The organism is Citrobacter sp. CF971 (assembly GCF_006385635.1).
GTDB classification, from domain to species: domain Bacteria; phylum Pseudomonadota; class Gammaproteobacteria; order Enterobacterales; family Enterobacteriaceae; genus Citrobacter; species Citrobacter freundii.
On sequence record NZ_CP041047.1, the window covers coordinates 49,920 to 70,665 of the forward strand.

Annotated in this window: 22 protein-coding genes, 5 pseudogenes and 1 riboswitch; of the genes and pseudogenes, 15 read left to right on the top strand and 12 right to left on the bottom strand. The window is 51.0% G+C overall.

Translation table 11 applies throughout. The features are described from left to right. Positions 1 to 178: 178 nt before the first annotated feature. The 4 genes and pseudogenes from E6P06_RS00355 to E6P06_RS00370 form a co-directional block, all read right to left on the bottom strand. Complete coding sequence (locus tag E6P06_RS00355) at positions 179 to 1,456, bottom strand: DUF2254 domain-containing protein (RefSeq protein ID WP_000625672.1); 1,278 nt, start codon at positions 1,454 to 1,456, stop codon at positions 179 to 181. 63 nt (positions 1,457 to 1,519) lie between these two features. After that, positions 1,520 to 3,519 (bottom strand): annotated as a pseudogene (locus E6P06_RS00360) (BCCT family transporter). A gap of 209 nt (positions 3,520 to 3,728) precedes the next feature. Next, positions 3,729 to 4,556 (bottom strand): annotated as a pseudogene (locus E6P06_RS00365) (IS5-like element ISKpn26 family transposase); the annotation flags it as partial. A 17-nt stretch (positions 4,557 to 4,573) separates the two neighbouring features. Next, a protein-coding gene (locus E6P06_RS00370) for an IS1-like element IS1A family transposase (protein WP_103215986.1) occupies positions 4,574 to 5,271 on the bottom strand; the annotation gives its coding sequence in 2 pieces (ribosomal slippage) (positions 4,574 to 5,022 and positions 5,022 to 5,271; 699 coding nt in all). Positions 5,272 to 5,328: 57 nt separating this feature from the next. Between E6P06_RS00370 and E6P06_RS00375 the strand changes: the two are divergent. The 7 genes and pseudogenes from E6P06_RS00375 to arsH form a co-directional block, all read left to right on the top strand. Then, positions 5,329 to 5,853: pseudogene (locus E6P06_RS00375) on the top strand (ArsB/NhaD family transporter); the annotation flags it as partial. A gap of 57 nt (positions 5,854 to 5,910) precedes the next feature. Then, positions 5,911 to 6,339 carry a glutaredoxin-dependent arsenate reductase gene (gene arsC / locus E6P06_RS00380; protein ID WP_025714558.1) on the top strand — a complete coding sequence of 143 codons (429 nt, stop codon included), beginning with the start codon at positions 5,911 to 5,913 and terminating at the stop codon, positions 6,337 to 6,339. 72 nt (positions 6,340 to 6,411) lie between these two features. After that, positions 6,412 to 6,906, top strand: coding sequence for an arsenate reductase ArsC (locus E6P06_RS00385; protein ID WP_032951261.1), 495 nt, complete (start codon positions 6,412 to 6,414; stop codon positions 6,904 to 6,906). 138 nt (positions 6,907 to 7,044) lie between these two features. After that, the gene (locus tag E6P06_RS00390) at positions 7,045 to 7,557 is read left to right on the top strand and encodes a tyrosine-protein phosphatase (protein WP_139934919.1); all 513 of its coding nucleotides are present in this window, start codon (positions 7,045 to 7,047) and stop codon (positions 7,555 to 7,557) included. A gap of 277 nt (positions 7,558 to 7,834) precedes the next feature. Then, the gene (locus E6P06_RS00395) at positions 7,835 to 8,848 is read left to right on the top strand and encodes a permease (RefSeq protein WP_032951263.1); all 1,014 of its coding nucleotides are present in this window, start codon (positions 7,835 to 7,837) and stop codon (positions 8,846 to 8,848) included. A 102-nt stretch (positions 8,849 to 8,950) separates the two neighbouring features. Continuing rightward, entirely contained in the window at positions 8,951 to 9,274 is a 324-nt protein-coding gene (locus tag E6P06_RS00400; protein ID WP_032951265.1) for a helix-turn-helix transcriptional regulator, read from the top strand. 8 nt (positions 9,275 to 9,282) lie between these two features. Then, positions 9,283 to 10,005: an arsenical resistance protein ArsH gene (arsH, locus tag E6P06_RS00405; protein WP_032951268.1), complete on the top strand. Its 723-nt coding sequence runs from the start codon at positions 9,283 to 9,285 to the stop codon at positions 10,003 to 10,005. Positions 10,006 to 10,242: 237 nt separating this feature from the next. Here arsH and crcB read toward each other — a convergent pair whose 3' ends face one another. The 7 genes and pseudogenes from crcB to E6P06_RS00435 all read right to left on the bottom strand — a co-directional run bounded on the left by crcB (position 10,243) and on the right by E6P06_RS00435 (position 15,490). Then, positions 10,243 to 10,596 (bottom strand): fluoride efflux transporter CrcB, encoded by a 354-nt coding sequence (gene crcB, locus E6P06_RS00410; protein WP_032951270.1) that lies wholly within the window; start codon positions 10,594 to 10,596, stop codon positions 10,243 to 10,245. Positions 10,597 to 10,700: 104 nt separating this feature from the next. Beyond that, positions 10,701 to 11,990: a phosphopyruvate hydratase gene (eno, locus tag E6P06_RS00415; protein ID WP_032951272.1), complete on the bottom strand. Its 1,290-nt coding sequence runs from the start codon at positions 11,988 to 11,990 to the stop codon at positions 10,701 to 10,703. A gap of 16 nt (positions 11,991 to 12,006) precedes the next feature. Then, positions 12,007 to 12,432: a universal stress protein gene (locus E6P06_RS00420; protein ID WP_058799390.1), complete on the bottom strand. Its 426-nt coding sequence runs from the start codon at positions 12,430 to 12,432 to the stop codon at positions 12,007 to 12,009. Then, entirely contained in the window at positions 12,429 to 13,337 is a 909-nt protein-coding gene (locus E6P06_RS00425; protein ID WP_058799391.1) for a DHHA2 domain-containing protein, read from the bottom strand. The genes E6P06_RS00420 and E6P06_RS00425 overlap by 4 nt, the downstream gene beginning before the upstream one ends. A gap of 77 nt (positions 13,338 to 13,414) precedes the next feature. Next, positions 13,415 to 13,483: riboswitch (Fluoride riboswitch) on the bottom strand. A 146-nt stretch (positions 13,484 to 13,629) separates the two neighbouring features. Beyond that, entirely contained in the window at positions 13,630 to 14,097 is a 468-nt protein-coding gene (locus E6P06_RS27790) for an FAD/NAD(P)-binding oxidoreductase (protein ID WP_058800927.1), read from the bottom strand. 276 nt (positions 14,098 to 14,373) lie between these two features. Beyond that, positions 14,374 to 14,586 carry a hypothetical protein gene (locus E6P06_RS27795; RefSeq protein WP_223195099.1) on the bottom strand — a complete coding sequence of 71 codons (213 nt, stop codon included), beginning with the start codon at positions 14,584 to 14,586 and terminating at the stop codon, positions 14,374 to 14,376. A 43-nt stretch (positions 14,587 to 14,629) separates the two neighbouring features. Next, a pseudogene (locus tag E6P06_RS00435) lies at positions 14,630 to 15,490 on the bottom strand (MBL fold metallo-hydrolase). Positions 15,491 to 15,644: 154 nt separating this feature from the next. On the opposite strand from E6P06_RS00435, the pseudogene E6P06_RS00440 reads away from it, so the two are divergent. The 8 genes and pseudogenes from E6P06_RS00440 to E6P06_RS00475 all read left to right on the top strand — a co-directional run bounded on the left by E6P06_RS00440 (position 15,645) and on the right by E6P06_RS00475 (position 20,078). Then, positions 15,645 to 15,956 (top strand): annotated as a pseudogene (locus tag E6P06_RS00440) (metalloregulator ArsR/SmtB family transcription factor). Continuing rightward, positions 15,946 to 16,374: a YeeE/YedE family protein gene (locus E6P06_RS00445; RefSeq protein ID WP_058799394.1), complete on the top strand. Its 429-nt coding sequence runs from the start codon at positions 15,946 to 15,948 to the stop codon at positions 16,372 to 16,374. Before E6P06_RS00440 ends, E6P06_RS00445 begins: the two are co-directional and overlap by 11 nt. Positions 16,375 to 16,414: 40 nt before the next feature. Then, positions 16,415 to 16,846 carry a DUF6691 family protein gene (locus E6P06_RS00450; RefSeq protein WP_009652881.1) on the top strand — a complete coding sequence of 144 codons (432 nt, stop codon included), beginning with the start codon at positions 16,415 to 16,417 and terminating at the stop codon, positions 16,844 to 16,846. Positions 16,847 to 16,882: 36 nt separating this feature from the next. After that, positions 16,883 to 17,680: a sulfite exporter TauE/SafE family protein gene (locus tag E6P06_RS00455; protein ID WP_058799395.1), complete on the top strand. Its 798-nt coding sequence runs from the start codon at positions 16,883 to 16,885 to the stop codon at positions 17,678 to 17,680. Positions 17,681 to 18,147: 467 nt separating this feature from the next. Beyond that, the gene (locus E6P06_RS00460) at positions 18,148 to 18,468 is read left to right on the top strand and encodes a DUF134 domain-containing protein (protein WP_032951283.1); all 321 of its coding nucleotides are present in this window, start codon (positions 18,148 to 18,150) and stop codon (positions 18,466 to 18,468) included. After that, complete coding sequence (locus tag E6P06_RS00465) at positions 18,443 to 18,904, top strand: NifB/NifX family molybdenum-iron cluster-binding protein (RefSeq protein ID WP_009652880.1); 462 nt, start codon at positions 18,443 to 18,445, stop codon at positions 18,902 to 18,904. The genes E6P06_RS00460 and E6P06_RS00465 overlap by 26 nt, the downstream gene beginning before the upstream one ends. A gap of 232 nt (positions 18,905 to 19,136) precedes the next feature. Next, the gene (locus E6P06_RS00470) at positions 19,137 to 19,487 is read left to right on the top strand and encodes a PaaI family thioesterase (protein WP_223195104.1); all 351 of its coding nucleotides are present in this window, start codon (positions 19,137 to 19,139) and stop codon (positions 19,485 to 19,487) included. Between the two features lie 114 nt (positions 19,488 to 19,601). Next, positions 19,602 to 20,078 carry a Dps family protein gene (locus E6P06_RS00475; protein ID WP_077946589.1) on the top strand — a complete coding sequence of 159 codons (477 nt, stop codon included), beginning with the start codon at positions 19,602 to 19,604 and terminating at the stop codon, positions 20,076 to 20,078. A gap of 301 nt (positions 20,079 to 20,379) precedes the next feature. Here E6P06_RS00475 and E6P06_RS00480 read toward each other — a convergent pair whose 3' ends face one another. Then, positions 20,380 to 20,730, bottom strand: coding sequence for a helix-turn-helix transcriptional regulator (locus tag E6P06_RS00480; RefSeq protein WP_058799396.1), 351 nt, complete (start codon positions 20,728 to 20,730; stop codon positions 20,380 to 20,382). Positions 20,731 to 20,746: the final 16 nt, after the last annotated feature.

Genomic DNA, 20,746 nt, shown 5'->3' on the forward strand with positions numbered 1-20,746 from the left:
GCTGGATTCTTAAATTTTCTAATCGAGGGCTGTGCAAAATTAGCTACGTCCGCTTCACGCTGTGAGTTCAATAATTGTGTTGCGTCCATCAGTTGAAATCACAGCTCAAAGTAGACGCTCATTCTCACTGGAATGCTTTGCTTTCACCTTGCCAGAGGACAAATCCTTTGTCCCGCAACTATGGTTTTTTATTAGGATTTTCGCCACTGAATAAATTATAATAAATTGATTTTATAAGATATTCGTCATGGGCTATATGACCAGTACGAGTTGCATGCTCTAATGTTTCAGATGCCAGTATATGTGCGGCTTCAGCAAACATCCCAGGCCAACCCTTACTCAGCATAGACAGTCCTTTAAGGACTCTTATCTGAATCTCCCTCATACTCGCACCATCACGTGCAACAGGTAAGAAAAAGTCTTCCAGTAGGTCTTTGATCTGAAGTGGCGCAACATGTACTGAAGGATATATCACTTCAGTTTCATCTATTTTATTCTGCGCGTAAGCGGAGAGTATTCGAACACCTCTGCCAATGACATCAATCGCAGTACCGGGATCGTTTACTGCGGGCGAAAGGGCCCTGCAGGCTATTTCGGCCATGACGCTGAGACAGAATCGGGGATCCTGAGCAAATGAACGCACATCCGAGACAATGATCGTTTCAAGTAAATCGGTACAGATTGATGACTCCTGACCAGAACTCAGGTACAAAACTGGCATCGATGGATGTATGAAACTGCCTGGCTGCGCCACAAGATATACATGACGAGGATCATTGCTCAGCAGACTGCCGAGCTTGACCATGTCAATATATTCAACATAGCCAATTTTCTCCGGATATACGGCAACAGTTCCTTTTGGTTGTTCATTGTTCTCAAGCCATGGATATCCGCCAAGACATGGACTTTTTGCTCTCGCAATAAATGTCTCGATCGCCGCCTGTTCTACTTTTGCTGTTGTCTCACCTACCCTGCCCAGAGAGGTCAAATGCTGTATCCAGCGAAGCAATGTGCTGATTATTAAGGCAATGACAACCAGTGTTACAATGAATAAAATGACTCTACCCCTTTCTCCGTAGGCTCCCATATTGAGGGCAATAATCCCTACCAGGCTGAAGAGAAAAGAACCGATAAAAGTGGCCAGTACATTTTGTGTGGTTACGTCTTCTACAACTAAACGCGTGGCTCTGGGCGTCACATTAGTAGTGGCTGAACCGTAAGCGGTGACCATGATACTCAGTGAAAATGTGGTCACCGCCAGCATACTCGATGCCAGTATGTTCAGAATATTATCAACTGCTTCCGCACCAACCTTCACTGATACTGACTCTGGGATCATTGATCTAAAAAGAATAGATAAAAGGGCCGTTATTATTGCTACCATTGCAAATAACGTTGCCCTGAACCATAGCTTTTTAAGTGTCTGCCTGAGAATCCATTGCCAGCGTGAAATCATTCAGCATATCCTTGTATTAAGTTCGGGAAAATAAATGCCGCCCGGCAGGACGGCATTTTTGTATTAACGAACGAGGTGCAGGAAGTGCAGGTGTTTTTCGTACTGGTCCAGTATGTCATTAATCAGCTGTTCCTGATTCCAGCCCATCACATCATAGTTTTGACCGCCTTCTTTCAGATAGACCTCAGCGCGATAATATCGATGTTGCTCAGCCTGCTGCTCGTCATTGTCCATTGCAGCCATGGCGAAAGCCGGTGAGTTATAGCCACGAAGTCTCACTTCATAAATAAAGTTCAGCTCATTGCCCAAATCGACTTCAAGCCGAATTCGTTCGTCATCAGTATCACTTATATGGCTTATCGTTCCCTGTTTATTCAGTTCTTCCTGAACCAGCGTCATGGCGGGCTGGATAACGTCGCCCATAAAGCGTTTCACAAGAGAGCGCTTTGGCAGATAAGCGATATTGCGCAAGCGTCTCTGCCATGGAATCGGGTTACGCGCTGCAGTCGGAGCAATAGTCGCCATGCTCAGGCTTTCACGCTTGGTCAAATCCCGACGCAGGGCTTTTAATAATCCGTATATGGATATCAGTAAAATCACTGAGAAAGGTAATGCGCTCGCTATTGTCACGGTTTGCAGCGCGCTCAGTCCCCCCCGCAATCAGCAGTGCGATTGCCACAATCCCTATGAGCGAGGCCCAGAAAATTCGCTGCCATACAGGCGTGTTAGCGACGCCACCCGATGCCAGCGTATCAACAACCATTGCCCCCGGAGTCAGCCGAGGTGACAAAGAAGACAATGACCATCGCCATTGCAATAAATGACAGCACGGAAGAAAACGGGAAATGCTCCAGGAAATTAAACAGGGCCAGCGCGACATCCTGCTGAACGGTATTGGCGAGATCAGCCGCCCCCTGGTGCATAATGAGATAGATTGCGCTGTTACCAAACACCGTCATCCACATGAGCGTGAAGCCGGCGGGAACAAACAGCACGCCGGTGACAAACTCGCGAATGGTTCGACCGCGCGAGACTCTTGCGATGAACATCCCCACAAACGGCGACCATGAAAGCCACCATCCCCAGTACAGTAATGTCCAGCCCCCCAGCCAGTTGCTCGACTTAGGTTCATACGCATAAAGGTTAAAAGTTTTACTCACCAGTTCAGAAAGATAACCGCCCGTATTTTCCACAAATGACTTCAGCAGAAGCACGGTTGGTCCCAGACACAGGACCAGCGCCAGCAGCAGCACTGCCAGGCCCAGGTTGAGCTCAGACAGTATACGTATTCCCTTGTCCAGGCCGGACACCACCGAAATCGTCGCTAAACCAGTGATGACAACGATTAGAATCACCTGCACCGTTTCATTAATAGGCACCCCGAAAAGATGATTCAAACCAGCATTCACCTGCAAAACACCGTACCCCAGCGATGTCGCAACGCCAAAGACGGTGCCAATAACGGCGAAAATATCAACCGCATGGCCTACAGGTCCGTATATGCGCTCGCCAATAATGGGATAAAGTGCGGAACGCAGCGTTAAAGGCAGACCGTGACGGTAACTGAAAAAGGCCAGGATCAGTGCCACAATGGCATAGATTGCCCATGCGTGCAGGCCCCAGTGGAAGAACGTCAGGCGCATTGCTTCCTTCGCTGCCGCAACGGTCTCTGGAGTGCCGACAGGAGGTGAAAGATAATGCATCACAGGTTCAGCAACGCCAAAGAACATCAGGCCGATCCCCATCCCTGCCGAGAAAAGCATCGCAAACCAGGAGTGATAGCTAAAATCAGGCTGCGCATGGTCCGGACCCAGTTTGATATCACCGTAGCGTGAGAGTCCCAGGAACGAGACACTCAGTAGAATCAGGGCCACTGCAAGGATGTAGAACCAGCTGGCATTCGTGAAGATTTGTTGCTGAAGTAGTTTAAAATTTTTGTCGGCGACATCCGGGAATACAGCGGCAAAGGCGACAAGAAGGAAAATTAACAAAGCAGATGTAAAGAATACCGCTTTGTTAATCTGGCTTTTAGACTTCTTTTGGATTGTATCATTTTCACTCATAATCATTTATTCCATTAATTAAAATCCGCACTGTATAGAGGGTACTACATCTCAAAGATTAGGGAAGGTGCGAATAAGCAGGTCATTTCTTCCCAAGCTGACTCGCTGATTAAAATTTCGCGGATCTGGGCCGATTTTTTTCCCGCAAACACATCGAATCAGCCTATTTAGGCTATTTTTTCCACCATTTCTGGCGTTATTTCCGGTTTTTACTGAGATCTCTCCCACTGACGTATCATTTGGTCCACCCGAAACAGGTTGGCCAGGGTGAATAACATCGCCAGTTGGTTATCGTTTTTCAGCAGCCCCTTGTATCTGGCTTTCACGAAGCCGAACTGCCGCTTGATGATGCGAAACGGGTGCTCTACCCTGGCACGGATGCTGGCTTTCATGTATTCGATGTTGATGGCCGTTTTGTTCTTGCGCGGATGCTGCTTCAAGGTTTTTACCCTGCCGGGACGCTCGGCGATCAGCCAGTCCACATCCACCTCGGCCAGCTCCTCGCGCTGTGGCGCTCCTTGGTAGCCGGCATCGGCTGAGACAAATTGCTCCTCTCCATGAAGCAGATTACCCGGCTGATTGAGGTCATGCTCGTTGGCCGCGGTGGTGACCAGGCTGTGGGTCAGGCCACTCTTGGCATCGACACCAATGTGGGCCTTCATGCCAAAGTGCCACTGATTGCCTTTCTTGGTCTGATGCATCTCCGGATCGCGTTGCTGCTCTTTGTTCTTGGTCGAGCTGGGTGCCTCAATGATGGTGGCATCCACCAAAGTGCCTTGGGTCATCATGACGCCTGCTTCGGCCAGCCAGCGATTGATGGTCTTGAACAATTGACGGGCCAGTTGATGCTGCTCGAGCAGGTGGCGGAAATTCATGATGGTGGTGCGATCCGGCAGGGCGCTATCCAGGGATAATCGGGCAAACAGGCGCATGGAGGCGATTTCGTACAGGGCATCTTCCATGGCACCGTCGCTCAGGTTGTACCAATGCTGCATGCAGTGAATACGCAGCATGGTCTCCAGCGGATAGGGCCGTCGGCGGTAATGACTCCAACTTATTGATAGTGTTTTATGTTCAGATAATGCCCGATGACTTTGTCATGCAGCTCCACCGATTTTGAGAACGACAGCGACTTCCGTCCCAGCCGTGCCAGGTGCTGCCTCAGATTCAGGTTATGCCGCTCAATTCGCTGCGTATATCGCTTGCTGATTACGTGCAGCTTTCCCTTCAGGCGGGATTCATACAGCGGCCAGCCATCCGTCATCCATATCACCACGTCAAAGGGTGACAGCAGGCTCATAAGACGCCCCAGCGTCGCCATAGTGCGTTCACCGAATACGTGCGCAACAACCGTCTTCCGGAGCCTGTCATACGCGTAAAACAGCCAGCGCTGGCGCGATTTAGCCCCGACATAGCCCCACTGTTCGTCCATTTCCGCGCAGACGATGACGTCACTGCCCGGCTGTATGCGCGAGGTTACCGACTGCGGCCTGAGTTTTTTAAGTGACGTAAAATCGTGTTGAGGCCAACGCCCATAATGCGGGCAGTTGCCCGGCATCCAACGCCATTCATGGCCATATCAATGATTTTCTGGTGCGTACCGGGTTGAGAAGCGGTGTAAGTGAACTGCAGTTGCCATGTTTTACGGCAGTGAGAGCAGAGATAGCGCTGATGTCCGGCGGTGCTTTTGCCGTTACGCACCACCCCGTCAGTAGCTGAACAGGAGGGACAGCTGATAGAAACAGAAGCCACTGGAGCACCTCAAAAACACCATCATACACTAAATCAGTAAGTTGGCAGCATCACCGGGCACTTATTCTGTTTCTTGTCGCCAAAAAAGGACATGCGATTAATACCGGAAAGGTGCTTCGCGGAGCCCCCTGGCAGATTGTGATTTTCTCCCTGGGTATGTACCTGGTGGTCTACGGGCTGCGTAATGCCGGACTGACTGACTACCTGTCAGCCGTACTTAATCAGTTTGCCAGCCAGGGGCTGTGGATGGCCACGCTGGGCACGGGCTTCCTGACCGCCTTCCTCTCCTCGATCATGAATAACATGCCAACCGTCCTGGTGGGAGCACTGTCTATTGATGGCAGCACGGCGACCGGGGTGATTAAAGAGGCCATGATTTACGCCAATGTTATTGGCAGCGATCTGGGACCCAAAATCACCCCTATCGGCAGTCTGGCCACCCTGCTGTGGCTACATGTACTGGCGCAGAAAGATATCCGGATCTCCTGGGGATATTACTTCCGGGTCGGCATTGTAATGACCCTGCCCGTGCTGTTTGTGACGCTTGTTGCCCTGGTATTACGTTTATCCGTTTCGTTGTGATTAACCTGGCTCCGGTCGTCACGGACCTGTGCCCGTCAAACCTGAAGAGAGTGATTTATGAGCGCAATTACGATTTATCATAACCCGGCCTGCGGTACGTCCCGTAATACCCTCGAGCTGATCCGCAACAGTGGTGTGGAACCCACGGTCATTTTATACCTTGAGACACCGCCAGCGCGTGCTGAGCTGGTCAGGCTCATCGCTGATATGGGGATCAGCGTGCGTGCCCTGCTGCGAAAAAATGTGGAGCCTTATGAGCAACTGGGCCTGGCAGAGGATAAATGGAGTGACGATGAGCTGATTGATTTTATGCTGCAGCATCCCATCCTGATCAATCGTCCTGTTGTGGTCACACCTGTGGGTACCCGGCTGTGCCGTCCGTCTGAAGTGGTGCTGGATATTCTGCCGGATGCACAAAAGGGAGCGTTCAGCAAAGAGGACGGCGAACAGGTGATTGATGCCCAGGGGCAGCGTGTCGCGAAGTAATCCCAGCGGTCGGGCTGTCAGCACCTGAGCGGCCCGATCATACCTTTCCGGCCTGACATAAGGTAAGCCGCGATGATGAGTAAAACATACAATGTCCTGTTCCTGTGTTCCGGGAATTCGGCACGAAGCCTGTTTGCTGAAGTGCTGATGAACCAGCTCGGCGGGGGAAAATTCCGGGCATTCAGCGCCGGTACTCAACCGGCAAGTTCACCTCACCCGCTGACGCTCAGGGTGCTTAACGATCAGGGATTCAGTACTGAATTCCTGAAAAGCAAACATCTGCAAAACTTTCAGCATCCGGATGCTCCGCAAATGGATTTCATTTTTACGCTGTGTGACAAGATGGCGGGAGAAGGATGTCCGGTGTTCCCGGGCGGCCCCATAACAGCTCACTGGGGGTTCCGGGATCCAGCTTCAGCAGAGGGTACCGATAAGGAGAAGTACCACGCCTTTGTGGAGGTTGAAAAACAGATAGCCACGCGCATCCGGCTGTTTCTGAGCCTTCCCCTGGATAAAATCGACCGGATTTCATTACAGCATCAGCTGCAGGCAATGGGACATACCTGATCTGACGAACAATAAACCGTAACCGATCGGTCTCCCTTCCTTACAAACCCTGACTGCGCCCTGAAAACGTTATCCCGGCTGATACAAACAGCACGGATAAGGTAACGGCATAACGTCGAAGATTAATAAACCATTAGCATGGAGCCTTTATTGATGTTTCACCCGTTTGATATTCTCACCCTGGACAATGGCGCCAGGCTGATATTTACCCCCTGTCCGGGAACCAGAGGGGTGCCACTTGCTAATTCATTGAAATCATTAAAAGAAGCCGGGGCACAGGCTGTTATCACCATGATGACGCTGGCTGAACTCAGTGAAAATAAGGCTGATGCCCTCCCGTCACTGTGCGCTGACTTTTATATGGACTGGTTTCACCTCCCCGTAGAAGACAGCTGTGCACCTGAAGCCCCATTTGAACAGGCATTTGCCCGGGAAAAAACGAATCTGCTGGCGATCGTCAGGTCTGGCGGAACGATGGTTATCCATTGTCATGGAGGTTCTGGCCGGACAGGGATGATGGCCGCTATCCTGATGCTCGAGTCAGGGTATCTGCCTGCTCAGGTGAAAAAACAGGTCCAGCTAATCAGGCCAAAATCACTGACTTCTCCGGTGCAGGTCAGTTATCTTAACAGGCGATACGGCTACCAGTAACAACGGCATAATGGTCAGACTGCCCTGCCAGTCGAAACGTATCCATCAGGGGCAAACCTGTCCCCTGATGGTCCGGGGGCGTGATATGTGTCTTTCAAATGCCCGGCAAGCCGGACACTGCACTTTGTTCCGGCGTCAAGATCACAGGCGATATACCAGTGACCCCTCTCTTTTCCTGCTTTACATTTCTATGTTTCCAGAAATATGATTTACAGTAATGGTTGTTTGTATTACCCTTGCTTAATATTCGATACATCCGGAAATACAGGAGGGTTATATGTCCGCAGAACTGCAGGATGTCGCCGGCATGTTTGCCTTACTCGCCGTCGAACTGTCGGCTTTATTTTTACTCATCAGTTTACTCGTTGGTGTACTGCAAAGGCATGTTCCGCCGGCACGTATCGAGGCATTACTCAGTGCTGGCCGCTTCAGAAGCTATTTTCTGGCGGCGGGCCTGGGGGCTATCACGCCGTTTTGCAGTTGCTCAACCATTCCTGTGCTGAAGGGACTCATCCGCGCGCGCGCCGGATTTGGCCCTATGATGGTCTTTCTCTTTGCATCTCCTCTACTGAACCCGGTCATTATTGCCCTGATGGCCGCGACATTTGGGTTAAGCCTGACGCTGATTTATGCCGGCGCCGCGCTTCTGGTATCACTAATTGCGGGATGGTTACTGCAGATTCTGGGTTTTGATAAATACATACGCAGCGGGGTACATGAGGGGAGGGCTTCCAGCCAGACAATTAAACGCGGCAGTACTGTGAGCAGTAAAAGTCCCTGCTGTGGCGAACACCTGTCCGGAAACCACTCCCGTCAGGCTGACATGACGAGAGCTGTACCGGAAAATTGTTGTAAACCGCAATCTGACGTTAATGCCTTACCCCGCCGTTACAGAGGCTTATGGCGTGATACCTGGGCTGACTTCAGAGGTGTTTTCCCCTACCTGATCGCCGGGATAGCTATCGGAAGTATAATTTATGGTTACCTGCCCACGACGTTACTTGAACAGTATGCCGGACCGGCAAATCCTTTTGCCATTCCTGCTGCGGCGATTATTGGTGTGCCCCTTTATATCCGGGCTGAAGCGGTTATTCCTCTGGCGGCTGCATTACTGGCCAAAGGGGTGGGGGCCGGAACGGTTCTGGCCCTTATCATCGGCAGTGCAGGTGCCAGCCTGACGGAACTGATCCTGTTGCGCGCCCTTTTCAGGTTCAGGCTGCTGGCAGCATTCGTGCTGGTCATTATTTCGATGGCGATAATGGCTGGCTACACAGCTTATCTCTTTTTCTGAACAGCCCGTAAATGCGCCCCTGGACATTACTGCTGTCAGATTTACAGGATTGCTATATTTTAAAATTCCATTATTCTGGAAATACAGATTTAAGGAGGTGTTATGGATATTGTTAAGGCGGCAGATGCACTGAAGGAGCTGGGTCATCCGACCCGGCTCGGCATCTTCAAGGAACTGGTTAAATTTGGATATACAGGCTTGCCTGTCGGGGAGTTACAAAAGCGTCTCGATATCCCGGCGTCGACGCTAAGCCATCACCTGTCTGCCCTGTTGTCTGTGGGGCTTATACGCCAGGAAAGGCAGGGGCGCACTCTGTACTGCCAGCCACAGTATGAACAACTGAGCCAGATTGTCGGATTTTTGCTGGATGAGTGTTGCATGGGCAGCGCAGCCAGTGTTTCAACAGTTACATCAACCCGTGAGTAAAGTCTGCAATGAACAAATTGAATGACAGCCTGCCAAATATCATCCCTCACATTTTCAGCGTGCCGGATTTCACTGATAACCCTGTATCTGAAACCCCAGTGCATGCACCGCGTATTTTGATGCTGTATGGATCTGTACGTGAACGTTCTTACAGCCGCCTGGCGACGGAGGAAGGCGCACGCCTGCTCACCGCCATGGGGGCTGAAGTCCGTATTTTTAATCCGTCAGGGCTTCCCCTGCCAGATGATGCTCCGGATACCCACCCGAAAGTTGCCGAGCTCCGTGAACTGGTGCGATGGTCGGAAGGGATGGTGTGGTGTTCCCCTGAACGTCATGGGGCAATGACCGGGATTATGAAAGCACAGATAGACTGGATCCCACTGAGCGAAGGAGCTGTACGCCCTTCCCAGGGGAAAACGCTGGCGGTGATGCAGGTCAGCGGTGGCTCCCAGTCTTTTAATGCGGTAAACCAGATGCGTATTCTTGGCCGCTGGATGCGAATGATCACCATCCCGAATCAGTCATCAGTCGCCAAAGCCTGGCAGGAATTTGATGAAGAAGGCAGGATGAAGCCCTCAGCCTATTACGACAGGATCGTGGATGTGATGGAAGAGCTGATGAAGTTTACGTTGCTTACCCGGGGAAGAACGGCCTGCCTGGTTGACCGCTACAGTGAACGTAAGGAAAGTGCAGAGGCACTTTCTGCGAGAGTTAATCAGCGCAGTATATAGTATGTCAGGGTACCTGCGGTGTCAGCGTTAGGGGCTCACAGAGGAGGGGTTCCGTAAACCCACCTCTGTTTGAGTAGCTGAATGTCTGCCCAGGTAAATGTCGCGGACTGTAATTGTCTTTAGCCGGATTACCGGCATTGCCTCCAAAGCCCTTCACCGGCACAGTTGTTCTCAGGGTACACCATTAATTATGTGCTTGATTATGCCTGGAGGTTAGTTTTGCCTGGTACCTGAGAATCATATAAGACACGCTATCAGATAAAAACCCGCCGCGGTCATCAGCAGCGATCCCATCACGTGCACCAGTACGGAGGTGAAAGCCCACGTGTAATTTCCTGCCTGCAATAAGGTGAAAACCTCGACAGAAAATGTTGAAAAGGTAGTCAGCCCCCCACACAGACCGGTGACGATCAGCAGTTTCCAGGCCGGATCTACGTGAGGATGACGAATGAAATATGCCATTGCGCCACCAATGATAAATGCTCCCAGCAAATTCACTACCAGGGTTCCGGGTGGAAGAGACGGGAAGAAACTGTTGAATTTCATCCCAAAAAACCAGCGGATAATACATCCCACGGCCCCACCAATCATAATTGCTGCCAGCTGACTCAATGCTGCGTTCCCCACCTAAGAAGAATTAAGGCGTATACCGGACTCATCCGGTATACGCTGCTCTGATGTCCGTGATATGCCCGTCAGAGATGACGAACAAAGGCGTTTATACCTGCATACCGGGCTTCGTTGCCCAGCTCCTGCTCGATGCGCATAAGCTGATTGTATTTTTCAATTCGTTCTCCGCGGCAGGGTGCGCCGGTTTTAAGGTGTCCCGCACGCAGCGCCACCGTCATATCGGCGATAAACGTGTCCATGGTTTCACCGCTGCGGTGCGAAATAAAAGCCCCCCATCCGTTTTCATGACACAGTGAAACTGCGTCAAATGTCTCGCTGAGCGTGCCTATCTGATTAAGTTTAATGAGGGCTGCGCTGGCAAGGTTTTCCTCAATGCCACGGCGGATATACTTCACATTGGTCACGAACAGGTCATCACCGACCAGTTCAGCACGCCCGCCCAGTTTGTCGTGCAGATATTTCCAGCCAGTCCAGTCATCCTCTGCGAGTCCGTCTTCAAGCAGAATTACGGGGAACTGGTTCATCAGTTCCCCGTAATAATCCGTCATCTCTTCAGCACTCAGGGCGCTGTTTTCGGTGCGAAGATGATATTTCCCGTCACGATAAAATTCGCTGGAAGCCGGGTCCATACAGATACTGATGTCTTCCCCCGGACGGTAACCGGCTTTTTCAATGGCCTGAACGATGAATTCCAGAGGCTCTCTGTTTGATGAGACGGCAGGGGCAAATCCGCCTTCATCACCCACCGCAGCAGAGAGATCCCTTGACACAAGGATCTGACGCAGGGCCTGATAGACTTCACTGCCCTGACGAACCGCCTCAGTGAGCGTTGATGCACCGTGCGGTGCTATCATGAACTCCTGAAAGTCAGCGCCCTGACCCCGGGCATGAACGCCACCATTAATAATATTCATGCACGGAACGGGCAGAAGACCGGCATTAAGCCCCCCAAGATAGCGGTACAGTGGCTGACGGGTGACCTGTGCAGCCAGTCTCGCTACTGCCAGCGATACACCCAGAATGGCATTGGCGCCGAGCCGGCTTTTGTTCTCCGTGCCGTCAAGCTCCCGCATAATATTATCCAGCCGCCGCTGCTCCCGCACATCGGCTCCCCTGATGGCATCACAGATTTCAGTATTGACGGCCTTAACAGCATCAAGCACCCCTTTGCCACCAAAACGCCCCGGGTCACCATCGCGGCGCTCAGTTGCCTCCCGCGAACCGGTACTGGCCCCGGAGGGCACTGATGCACGAGCCATCAGCCCGTCAGAAGTCCAGGCATCCACCTCTACAGTGGGGTTACCGCGGGAATCAAGTATTTCGCGAGCGGTGACTTTTTCCAGTATAAAATTCATGGCAATCTCCTGTAACTCAGTCGTAAATGTGTTTAATCAGAACATCCACGTTCAGGTGGTTAACGTATTCAGCTGAACGTGAGGTCAGCGTGCCCATAAACCGGTTACGGTGACCTGCAATCACAAGATCCGCACCGGTATCGGTGATGCATTTCTGTATATCCTCGAAACGCCGCATGGTGACCAGCTCACGGGCGTCAACGTGCTCAACCACCGAGGATGTCAGCTCACTGAGCAGCGCCTTCGCCTGGACAACATCCCTGGAGACGGCATCGTCCATCAGGCTGTCCGAGACATAGTTCATCTCCCGGTAGTCGTTACAGATATGGGCAAGCGTGATTTTCATCTCAAGCAGACGGGACAGAGCCGCCGCCAGTGCGAGAAGGGGAACGCCATCCTCTTTCCCCTGAACCAGAACAAGTGCGTGAGTATAGATTTTCATGGCTGTCTCCGGCCTTGCCTGAGGAAATGTTCGAGCCAGGGCAGAAGTTGTTTCTTGCGGCTGACCATGCCCGGTAAAGAGCATGATGTGGCATTACCGCTCTCCGGTCCGGCGAAATAGAGTGTTGAAAAACACTTATTGATATCGGTTACCATCAGCACGATCAGCCCGGCTCCCGTATTTACCACCATCTGCGCCATCGTATTCCGCAGTTCCTCCAGTAAAGGAGCGACCTGATCAGGTGAGCTCACCTCCAGTTGGGCAATACGCACATCTGTGCCTGCGAGCGAAAAAGTCTTAAGATCTTTATTCAGAATCTGACCGGCCGTCTGTCCGGTGATATCGGTTTTAGCGGCCATAAGGCCGTGAACAAAAGCTTTGTGTTTTATTCCCGACAGCACGAAAAGCTCAGCGGCTGTCCGGATATCGTCTTCCGTCGTGGTGGGAGAACGCAGGTTTACCGTGTCGCTGAGCAGCGCACCAAGAAGCAGGATGCCGAGAGTCGGGGGCATGGTGCGGCGCATTTCTGCATCCATCAGCAACCAGAGTACTGTTGCGCTGCTACCTGCCGGTTTTATCCAGACCTCCGGCGGCAGTAAGGTGGCCAGACCTCCCAGCCGGTGATGATCGATAATTCCGATGATATTACTCTCAGGAAGGTCAGCAGGCCCCTGCGCCGGTTCGGTAAAATCGACCAGCCATACCCGTTCCCCTTTCAGGGGGAAATCGAGAAGGGGGGGCAGGGGGATACCGGCTGTTTCAAAAATATAGCGGGTTTCCGGGTTCGCTTCACCGTTCCTCCACGCACGGGAAGGACGGCCCTGTCGGGAAAGCCAGTCAGCTGTGACAGCGGCGGTACAGATGGCATCACTGTCAGGATTGAGATGACCAAAAACATTAATCAAAGATGTATCCCCGTTAAGGGAAGTATACAGGCCAGAAGGATTTATGAACGGCCTGACATACCTCCTGAAATTCAAGAGTCATATCAGGCGTCATCAGCCCCGGACGGGGCGGTTGGGAAAGGTGGAACGCCATCACCTTGACAATAGTATAAGTCAGAAAAAAGAACCTGTCAGCCAGCTTTTTTCCTTACAGCGAGCCGCTAATGAAACGTAAAATGTAAGGCATTAAAATGATTTTATGCACTGTGAAGCCCTTGACTCAGGTAACCCTAGGCTCTGAACTAACTGTTAATCATGGGCTCCGTTTGGGAAAGTGAAAATATTGTACGTAAGGCGGTTTTTTATATTGCAGTGGCCCGATCAAAGACCGACCGGACCGAGTGCTAACTGTCTCCGAAGATAATTTTTTCGAGATTCTGTAAGTCCTGCTGTGATTGCTCATTGAGATGGACCTCTGCCTTGTCGTACCGGGCACCAACCAGGCACTTCTGGCTAATTGCGTATCTGGTTTTACACCAATAGCCAGCAACACCATCCCCGTCGCCAACACCTCGCCCGTATTCAAACTGAGCTGTAAAAGCTGGGTATCACCCACCTGCGTAATCGCTCCCATACCCGATTGCAAACGCAAATTGACGCCCTTCTGCCGGAGCACCTGGTGTAATACGGCAATCATCTCGGCATCAAGTGGGGTCATCACTTTGGCACCCAACACCAACAATGTCACCCTGAGCCCCAGATTGACCAGTGCCTCCACCATTTTCAACCCGATACCCCCAGACGACCGTGGCATGTGTTAGCCGATGTTAGTGGATATGCGCCAGAATGTTATTCATATCCGGCAGCATACGCAGAGTAAAGACACCAGGGAAGTCAACGCCCTCCAGGGGAGGACGAATTGCATTTCGCTGAGCAGGAGTTTTTCATAGCTCTCGTGGCAAACCTCCCCCGTCTGCTCATTCCTGATGTGGACCACTTTCTTGTTAGCCTCGATCTGCAACACCTGATGCTCAATACGGACATCAATGTTGAAACGTTAAATAAAATCCTGCGGTGCTTTCAAAAGCAATTGCTGGCGTTCGGGGATCTCGCCTCCGATGTGATAAGGCAGACCACAGATGGCCAAAGATACATAGGCACCACGCTCTAACAGAATAATCTCGAGCGTTTCCGATAAACGCCGGGCCCTCACTGTAGCCGAAGCTCCCCCAGCCACACCACCGACAATCACTAACATGATTTTACTCATGATCAACACCATTCCATTTCAGCCAACTATAACCCCTGCTTGGTTACAGATGATTTAAAGGGATTTTTAAATAACAGACGCCATTATCTTCCGCTGACGGGAATTCACCGGCCCGGATATTGATCTGAATCGACGGTAACAGAAGTGCCGGGGTGGCCAGAGTTTTATCCCGCGCCTGCCGAAGCGCCACAAAGGCGGCCAGATCGTTCCCATCATGGAAATGAATATTGGTCTCCCGCTGTTCGGCTACGCTGCTCTGCCATTGGGGCTCCCTGTCTGCAGGGGGATAGTCATGGCACACATATAAACGGGTCTGTGCCGGAAAACTGAGGATCTTACGGATGGAATGATAAAGCTGCTGCGCATCCCCACCCGGGAAATCACAACGCGCGGTGCCCACATCAGGCATAAAAAGGGTATCGCCAAGGAAAATCGCATCAGCAATCTGGAAAGCCATATCTGCTGGCGTATGGCCAGGAACCTGCAACGCCTGCACTGTCAAGCCCCCCAGTTAAAAGGTTTCACCGTCAGTCAGCAGATGGTCAAACTGTGATCCATCCAGTGCAAAGGTGTGCTCAAGGTTAAAAATGGGCTTGAATATCCGCTGAACTTCGACAATTTTTTCGCTGATGGCGATGTTGCCGCCGACCCTCTCGCGCAAATAATGGGCTGCCGAAAGATGATCGGCATGGGCGTGAGTTTCCAGTAACCAATTGACGGTCAGTTGCTGCTTTTTCACGAAATCTATCAGCCGATCGGCGGAGGTTGTCTGAGTCCGGCCGGATTTCGGATCATAGTCCAGAACCGGATCAATAATGGCCGCAATCCCCCCAGTTCTATCGGCCAGCACGTAGCTGACAGTACTGGTAGCCGGATCGTAAAAACCCTCGATAAGTGGTGTCATGGTGAACTCCTAATCTGGACGTTGCATGATGTATCTTCACACAGGCTCGCTTTGATTATATAATATTATATTATATAAGAATTAAAAGTGTTATCGCGAACGTGGATCAGAACAAAGAGAACTCATGAGTAACGTGTTTATTGGCCATAAAAAAATGCGTGATACCGCCAGTGCAGCCACCGCCGTATTGCGTGCTTTGGCGAATGATGACCGGCTACTGCTGCTGTGCCACCTCAGTCAGAGACAAGCTTCTGTGGGGCACATATAAAGTGCTATGGGGATTGGGCAACTGGCATTGTGACAGACGTTGGAAGTCATTCGACGCCTTCAACTCGTGGCAACGCGCCGTGAGGGAAAACAGTTTTTTTACCGAATTGATGAGCCGAATATGTTGATATTACTCATTACCCTCTATCAACTTTACTGTCAGGAAGATGACACAGAAGGTGTTAACCATGACCATTAATCTGGTGCAATTCACTCCGTTACTGAGTTTCTTAGGGGGGGTATTGATCGGCTGTGCGGCCTGGATATTGCTCCTGTTCTGCGGACGTATTGCAGGGATCAGTGGCATAATCGGGGATGCGCTCTCAGCGGGTATCCGAGATCGTGGCTGGCGTCTGGCTTTTCTGATCGGCATTATCGTCTCGCCTCTTTTATATGGCCTCGTTCATCCGCTTCCTGTGATCGAGGTTTCTGCCTCCTGGCCTGTCCTGATGATCGCCGGGTTGCTGGTTGGGATCGGAACCCGCTACGGTTCGGGGTGTACCAGCGGCCATGGGGTTTGCGGTCTGTCGCGTTTATCCTCCCGTTCTCTGGTAGCTATGTTGACGTTTATGGGGGTTGCTTTTATCACCGTCTGGCTGATGGGATTGTGGATTTAGTCAAGCTTGCTCGCACAGTAAATCGCTCAAGGGGACATATATGAATCTGTTTTTTTCTCTGTTGGCAGGTGTGATATTCGGCGTTGGATTAATACTCAGCGGCATGGCAAACCCTGCAAAAGTGATTGGTTTTCTGGATATTACCCGCATCTGGGATCCTTCTCTGGCTTTTGTAATGGGTGGAGCCATCAGCGTGGGTTTCTTCGCTTTCCGGTCAGTGAAACGACGCACCCACTCGGTGTGCGGTGGCGCGATAAATCTGCCGACCAGCAAACAGATTGACAAGCGTTTGATTGGAGGGGCTATTCTGTTTGGCATTGGTTGGGGACTGGCGGGCATTTGCCCTGGTCCTGGACTGGTATTACTTGGTGCAGGGATGATCAAAGGTATGGGTTTTGTTGGTGCAATGGTCGCTGGCATGCTGCTTTTTGAACAGCTTGAACGTAAACGAGCGAAGCGTCATGCATCGTAATTCTGCCCCGAACGTTGTCAGCCATCAGTAACGCCTATGGTCATTTCGTTACTGTCAGGTCTGCTCGTGGGAGCAGTGCTCGGTATCACAGGAGCGGGTGGTGGCATTTTTGCCATTCCCACCCTGGTGATGGGCATGGGATGGGCACCACAACAGGCTGCTCCGGTGGCCCTGGTCGCCGTCGCCGGGAGTGCGGCTCTTGGAACCTTTGAGGCCTGGCGCAAGGGCCTGGTGCGCTATCGTGCCGCTATTGTGATAATACTGGCGGGCGTGCCCATGACGAGCGTTGGGTTATGGGTTGCCCACCGAACTTCCCCTGCGTTGCTGAGCCTGCTGTTTGCGGGGGTAATGCTAATCGTCGCGTGGCGATTGGTTCGGGCCCCCGAGATAGTTGCCAGGCATACTTATCCCGTCGAACTGGATGAACACACCGGACGATTTATCTGGGCTGTAAACACATGGTTGCTGTTTCTCATGTTCGGGGCTGTTACCTGTTTTATGACCGGGCTATTAGCCGTGGGTGGAGGATTTATTATCGTCCCGTTATTGCGGCAATTTACCCCCCTTCCTATTCACAGTTGCATCGCAACCTCGCTGATGATTGTCGCATTGGTAAGTATAGGCGGGATTGCAGTGGCAGTGATACAGGGTGCCACTCTGCCCTTGCCTTTCACTCTCTGGTTTGTGCTTAGTGCTGCGACAGGGATGTCGATTGGCCGAAGGCTAAGCCAGCATTTACCTGAACATATTGTGCAGAAGGGGTTTTCCGGACTACTGATCGTCGTTGCCCTGGGGATGGTATTTAATGCCGTTATGATGAAGTTTAGTGGCTAAGATCAATATGATTGCCGACAGAGATATAAAAGCTCAAGGATAATGAATTCCTTGCTTTATTGTTTCGAACTTATCTGTCGCCTGCAATACCACGGGATTGCTATAACCAGCGACGAACCCGTTGCGTATAGCGTTTCCATTCCAACCCGAAACGTTTTCGAAGCTGTTCCTCTTCAATATCGATATGCAATCTGGCAACTACATTGCAAGTTCAAACCTCATCGAGATAGGTTTTATTAATTAATAGCAGAATGAATCGTCACGGACAATCTTGACACTTCCGAGCCAACTATAAAGGTATAAGGCAGAATCGCCTACCGGTTCAGAGTCATTCCATAGTTCCCTTTGGTATGCTGCACACTCCCAGACTCAAGAGGCAAAGCAAAAAATTCTCCACCGGTGAGCAGAGTATATTGCATATGCCAGTTTACGAGTGTATATATAGCATATGCCAATAAGGAGCCTTCATGCCAAGACCCAGAATTCCCCGTAACATCTGTGGCCGCCCTGCGGATACCTGTTTTAAGCCCAATGCGCGACCGATGAGCCAGCTTGAACATGTTCATTTAAAAGAAGATGAGTTTGAAGCGTTACGACTGGTCGATTTACTGGGCATGCAACAGCAGGAAGCGGCTGTTGCAATGAGGGTTTCAAGACAGACACTGGCCAATGTCCTGAAAGCAGCCCGTTTTAAGGTTGTGGACTGTCTCACTCAGGGCAAGGCCTTAATAATGCACTCTGAAAGGGAAGGAGTTACACAAGATGATCACAGCCATTCCAGTGAATGACGACCGGGTAGCAAATCATTTTACCAAAGCGAGTCACCTTGTCCTAGTGGATGAGCGCGGTGTGGAGCTCAGCCGGACAGAAAATCCCGCGCTGGGCGCAGATTGTTCAGGTAAACGGAAGCTGGTTGACCTTCTGGTTCAACAGCAGGTCAGCCGCGTTGTGGTCCGTAACATCGGGGAACGGATGCTGGGTAAATTATTGGGGCATCAGATCGCGGTGTACCAGACTGACTGTGGCCGTCGTTTGTTCACTGAACTGTGTGATCCGGATACCCGTGTTCTGACTGAACTGAATAAGCCGGAGCAGGGGCGCCAGTCCTTTAATCATGAGGCGAAAGGGAAAAAATGCTGTAACTCTGACGGGAACACAGCAGAAAATGCGTGCCAGGGTGGGCGTCAGCATCATCACGGAAACGGGCGCTGTTGCCATTCATGAGTTTATTTCATCACGGGCGGTGATTTTTATCAGACCCGTACTGTGTATAAACCAGGAGCCGGAATGAATGATGCCGGGAAAGACACTCAGCTGACTGAATTCCTGATGCCTCCCGTCAGTACAACCGGACGCTGAACAGAAACAGATGAATTGTTATCTTGATGCCAGAAATGCCCATAACTGTTGTATGGTTTGTGGTTCCCTCGACAACAACCCTGATACGGTGAACTTAATGTTTTCAGAATACCCGGATGGATCTGTATGTGCTGACTACACGGCCGATCACAGACATCAGGGGTATACGGGTCTTTTACATGGCGGAATGACGAGTACCTTGCTGGATGCCGCAATGACTCACTGCTTGTTTATGCAGGGAGTGCAGGCCCTGACGGCTGAACTGACAGTCAGATTCATTTCACCCGTTTGTACCGGTGACAAGCTGATGGTCTGTGCCAGACTGCTTGGGCAACGCAGGGGGGTTTACCAGCTCGAAGCATGGCTGGCAAAGGGACAGCAGAAAGTAGCTCGTGCCACGGCGAAATTCATTGTCCCGTCGCAGGATATTGCTCTGGCGCATGGCTAGTGTGGCAGACGCCAGGTGTAACTGGTTATTATAAAAATATGAAGCGTGTTTTGCTCAGACCGGAAAGAATAATGGCATATCGTATATCCCACTTAAACAGTGTAAGAGGTAGTTATGAGTAAACAAATAATTGATATTGGTATTCCTGAATCATCCCGGGTGGAGATTGCAGACGGTCTGTCCCGGCTTCTTGCTGACACCTATACCCTGTATATAAAAACACATTACTATCACTGGAATGTAACTGGCCCCATGTTTAACAGCTTACATTTAATGTTTGAAAATCAATACAATGAGCTGGCCACTGCTGTTGATGATATCGCTGAACGTATACGCTCGCTCGGATGCTTCGCGCCCGGCACATATCATGAATTTTCACGTTTAACCGCTGTTAATGAAGACCAGGATATTCCAGCAGCAAAAAACATGATTGAGAATCTTGTCCAGGGCCAGGAGACTGTGGTTAAAACTGCGCGCTCCCTGTTCCCTGTTGTTAATAATGCGAATGATGAAGCCACAGCAGATCTGCTTACACAACGTATCCAGTTACATGAGAAAACTGCCTGGATGTTGCGCAGCCTGCTTGAATAATGTAAACCGGTGGCAGCAGAAAAAACGGTTTGTCAGCCACAGGCCATTGCTGTCAGTGCAGTACCATCCGTGCTGCCGTGGCTGTTTTTTCTGACCGTAATAGTATAAAAACCGATAAATCAATAAGTTAAACAGTGAACGCGTGAGCGATAAATACAGTCCGGACAGGCATTACCGATGGGTATATCCGGACCACTGTCGCTTTCCCGTTATAATATCGCAGATACCGGCCAGGCTCTTCACAACCTGACAGGGTTAATGCTGCAATGATAAAACGGTTTGCGTGGAAAGCAGGATCACATTATTCGTTGTTATGGCTTCCTTTACCTGTGCCTGCCTGCGGGCAGTAGAGATCATACAAGGTATTTAACAACGTCATGATACGGTTATCCTCAATACGGTAATATACCATTTTACCTGCCCGTCGGGTCTCGACAAGCTTCAGGCGGCGCATTACACCCAGTTGCTGAGACAGGGTCGGCTGAGTGATACCGACTGCAGCTTCCAGCTCGGCCACATTCGCTTCCCCCTGGCTTAACTGGCACATCAACAGCAACCGGTCGCTGTTAGCCAGTCCCCGTAAGACATCTGCTGCCCCCAGGGCTGCATTTTTCATATCGGTCTGACGTTTTGTGTCTTCATTCATGGGCATTGCTGGTTTCTCACAT

What these genes read in the sequence shown, in the direction of transcription:
- E6P06_RS00465 (WP_009652880.1), top strand. Translation starts at nt 18,443, where the DNA reads ATGATCACAGCCATTCCAGTGAATGACGACCGGGTAGCAAATCATTTT.
- E6P06_RS00420 (WP_058799390.1), bottom strand. Translation starts at nt 12,432, where the DNA reads ATGAAAATCTATACTCACGCACTTGTTCTGGTTCAGGGGAAAGAGGAT.
- E6P06_RS00450 (WP_009652881.1), top strand. Translation starts at nt 16,415, where the DNA reads ATGAATCTGTTTTTTTCTCTGTTGGCAGGTGTGATATTCGGCGTTGGA.
- E6P06_RS00355 (WP_000625672.1), bottom strand. Translation starts at nt 1,456, where the DNA reads ATGATTTCACGCTGGCAATGGATTCTCAGGCAGACACTTAAAAAGCTA.
- E6P06_RS00445 (WP_058799394.1), top strand. Translation starts at nt 15,946, where the DNA reads ATGACCATTAATCTGGTGCAATTCACTCCGTTACTGAGTTTCTTAGGG.
- arsH (WP_032951268.1), top strand. Translation starts at nt 9,283, where the DNA reads ATGAACAAATTGAATGACAGCCTGCCAAATATCATCCCTCACATTTTC.
- arsC (WP_025714558.1), top strand. Translation starts at nt 5,911, where the DNA reads ATGAGCGCAATTACGATTTATCATAACCCGGCCTGCGGTACGTCCCGT.
- E6P06_RS00385 (WP_032951261.1), top strand. Translation starts at nt 6,412, where the DNA reads ATGATGAGTAAAACATACAATGTCCTGTTCCTGTGTTCCGGGAATTCG.
- E6P06_RS00390 (WP_139934919.1), top strand. Translation starts at nt 7,045, where the DNA reads ATGGAGCCTTTATTGATGTTTCACCCGTTTGATATTCTCACCCTGGAC.
- E6P06_RS00480 (WP_058799396.1), bottom strand. Translation starts at nt 20,730, where the DNA reads ATGCCCATGAATGAAGACACAAAACGTCAGACCGATATGAAAAATGCA.
- E6P06_RS00460 (WP_032951283.1), top strand. Translation starts at nt 18,148, where the DNA reads ATGCCAAGACCCAGAATTCCCCGTAACATCTGTGGCCGCCCTGCGGAT.
- E6P06_RS00395 (WP_032951263.1), top strand. Translation starts at nt 7,835, where the DNA reads ATGTCCGCAGAACTGCAGGATGTCGCCGGCATGTTTGCCTTACTCGCC.
- E6P06_RS00470 (WP_223195104.1), top strand. Translation starts at nt 19,137, where the DNA reads ATGTTTTCAGAATACCCGGATGGATCTGTATGTGCTGACTACACGGCC.
- E6P06_RS00400 (WP_032951265.1), top strand. Translation starts at nt 8,951, where the DNA reads ATGGATATTGTTAAGGCGGCAGATGCACTGAAGGAGCTGGGTCATCCG.
- E6P06_RS00455 (WP_058799395.1), top strand. Translation starts at nt 16,883, where the DNA reads ATGGTCATTTCGTTACTGTCAGGTCTGCTCGTGGGAGCAGTGCTCGGT.
- eno (WP_032951272.1), bottom strand. Translation starts at nt 11,990, where the DNA reads ATGAATTTTATACTGGAAAAAGTCACCGCTCGCGAAATACTTGATTCC.
- E6P06_RS00475 (WP_077946589.1), top strand. Translation starts at nt 19,602, where the DNA reads ATGAGTAAACAAATAATTGATATTGGTATTCCTGAATCATCCCGGGTG.
- E6P06_RS27795 (WP_223195099.1), bottom strand. Translation starts at nt 14,586, where the DNA reads ATGAGTAAAATCATGTTAGTGATTGTCGGTGGTGTGGCTGGGGGAGCT.
- E6P06_RS27790 (WP_058800927.1), bottom strand. Translation starts at nt 14,097, where the DNA reads ATGGTGGAGGCACTGGTCAATCTGGGGCTCAGGGTGACATTGTTGGTG.
- crcB (WP_032951270.1), bottom strand. Translation starts at nt 10,596, where the DNA reads ATGATTGGTGGGGCCGTGGGATGTATTATCCGCTGGTTTTTTGGGATG.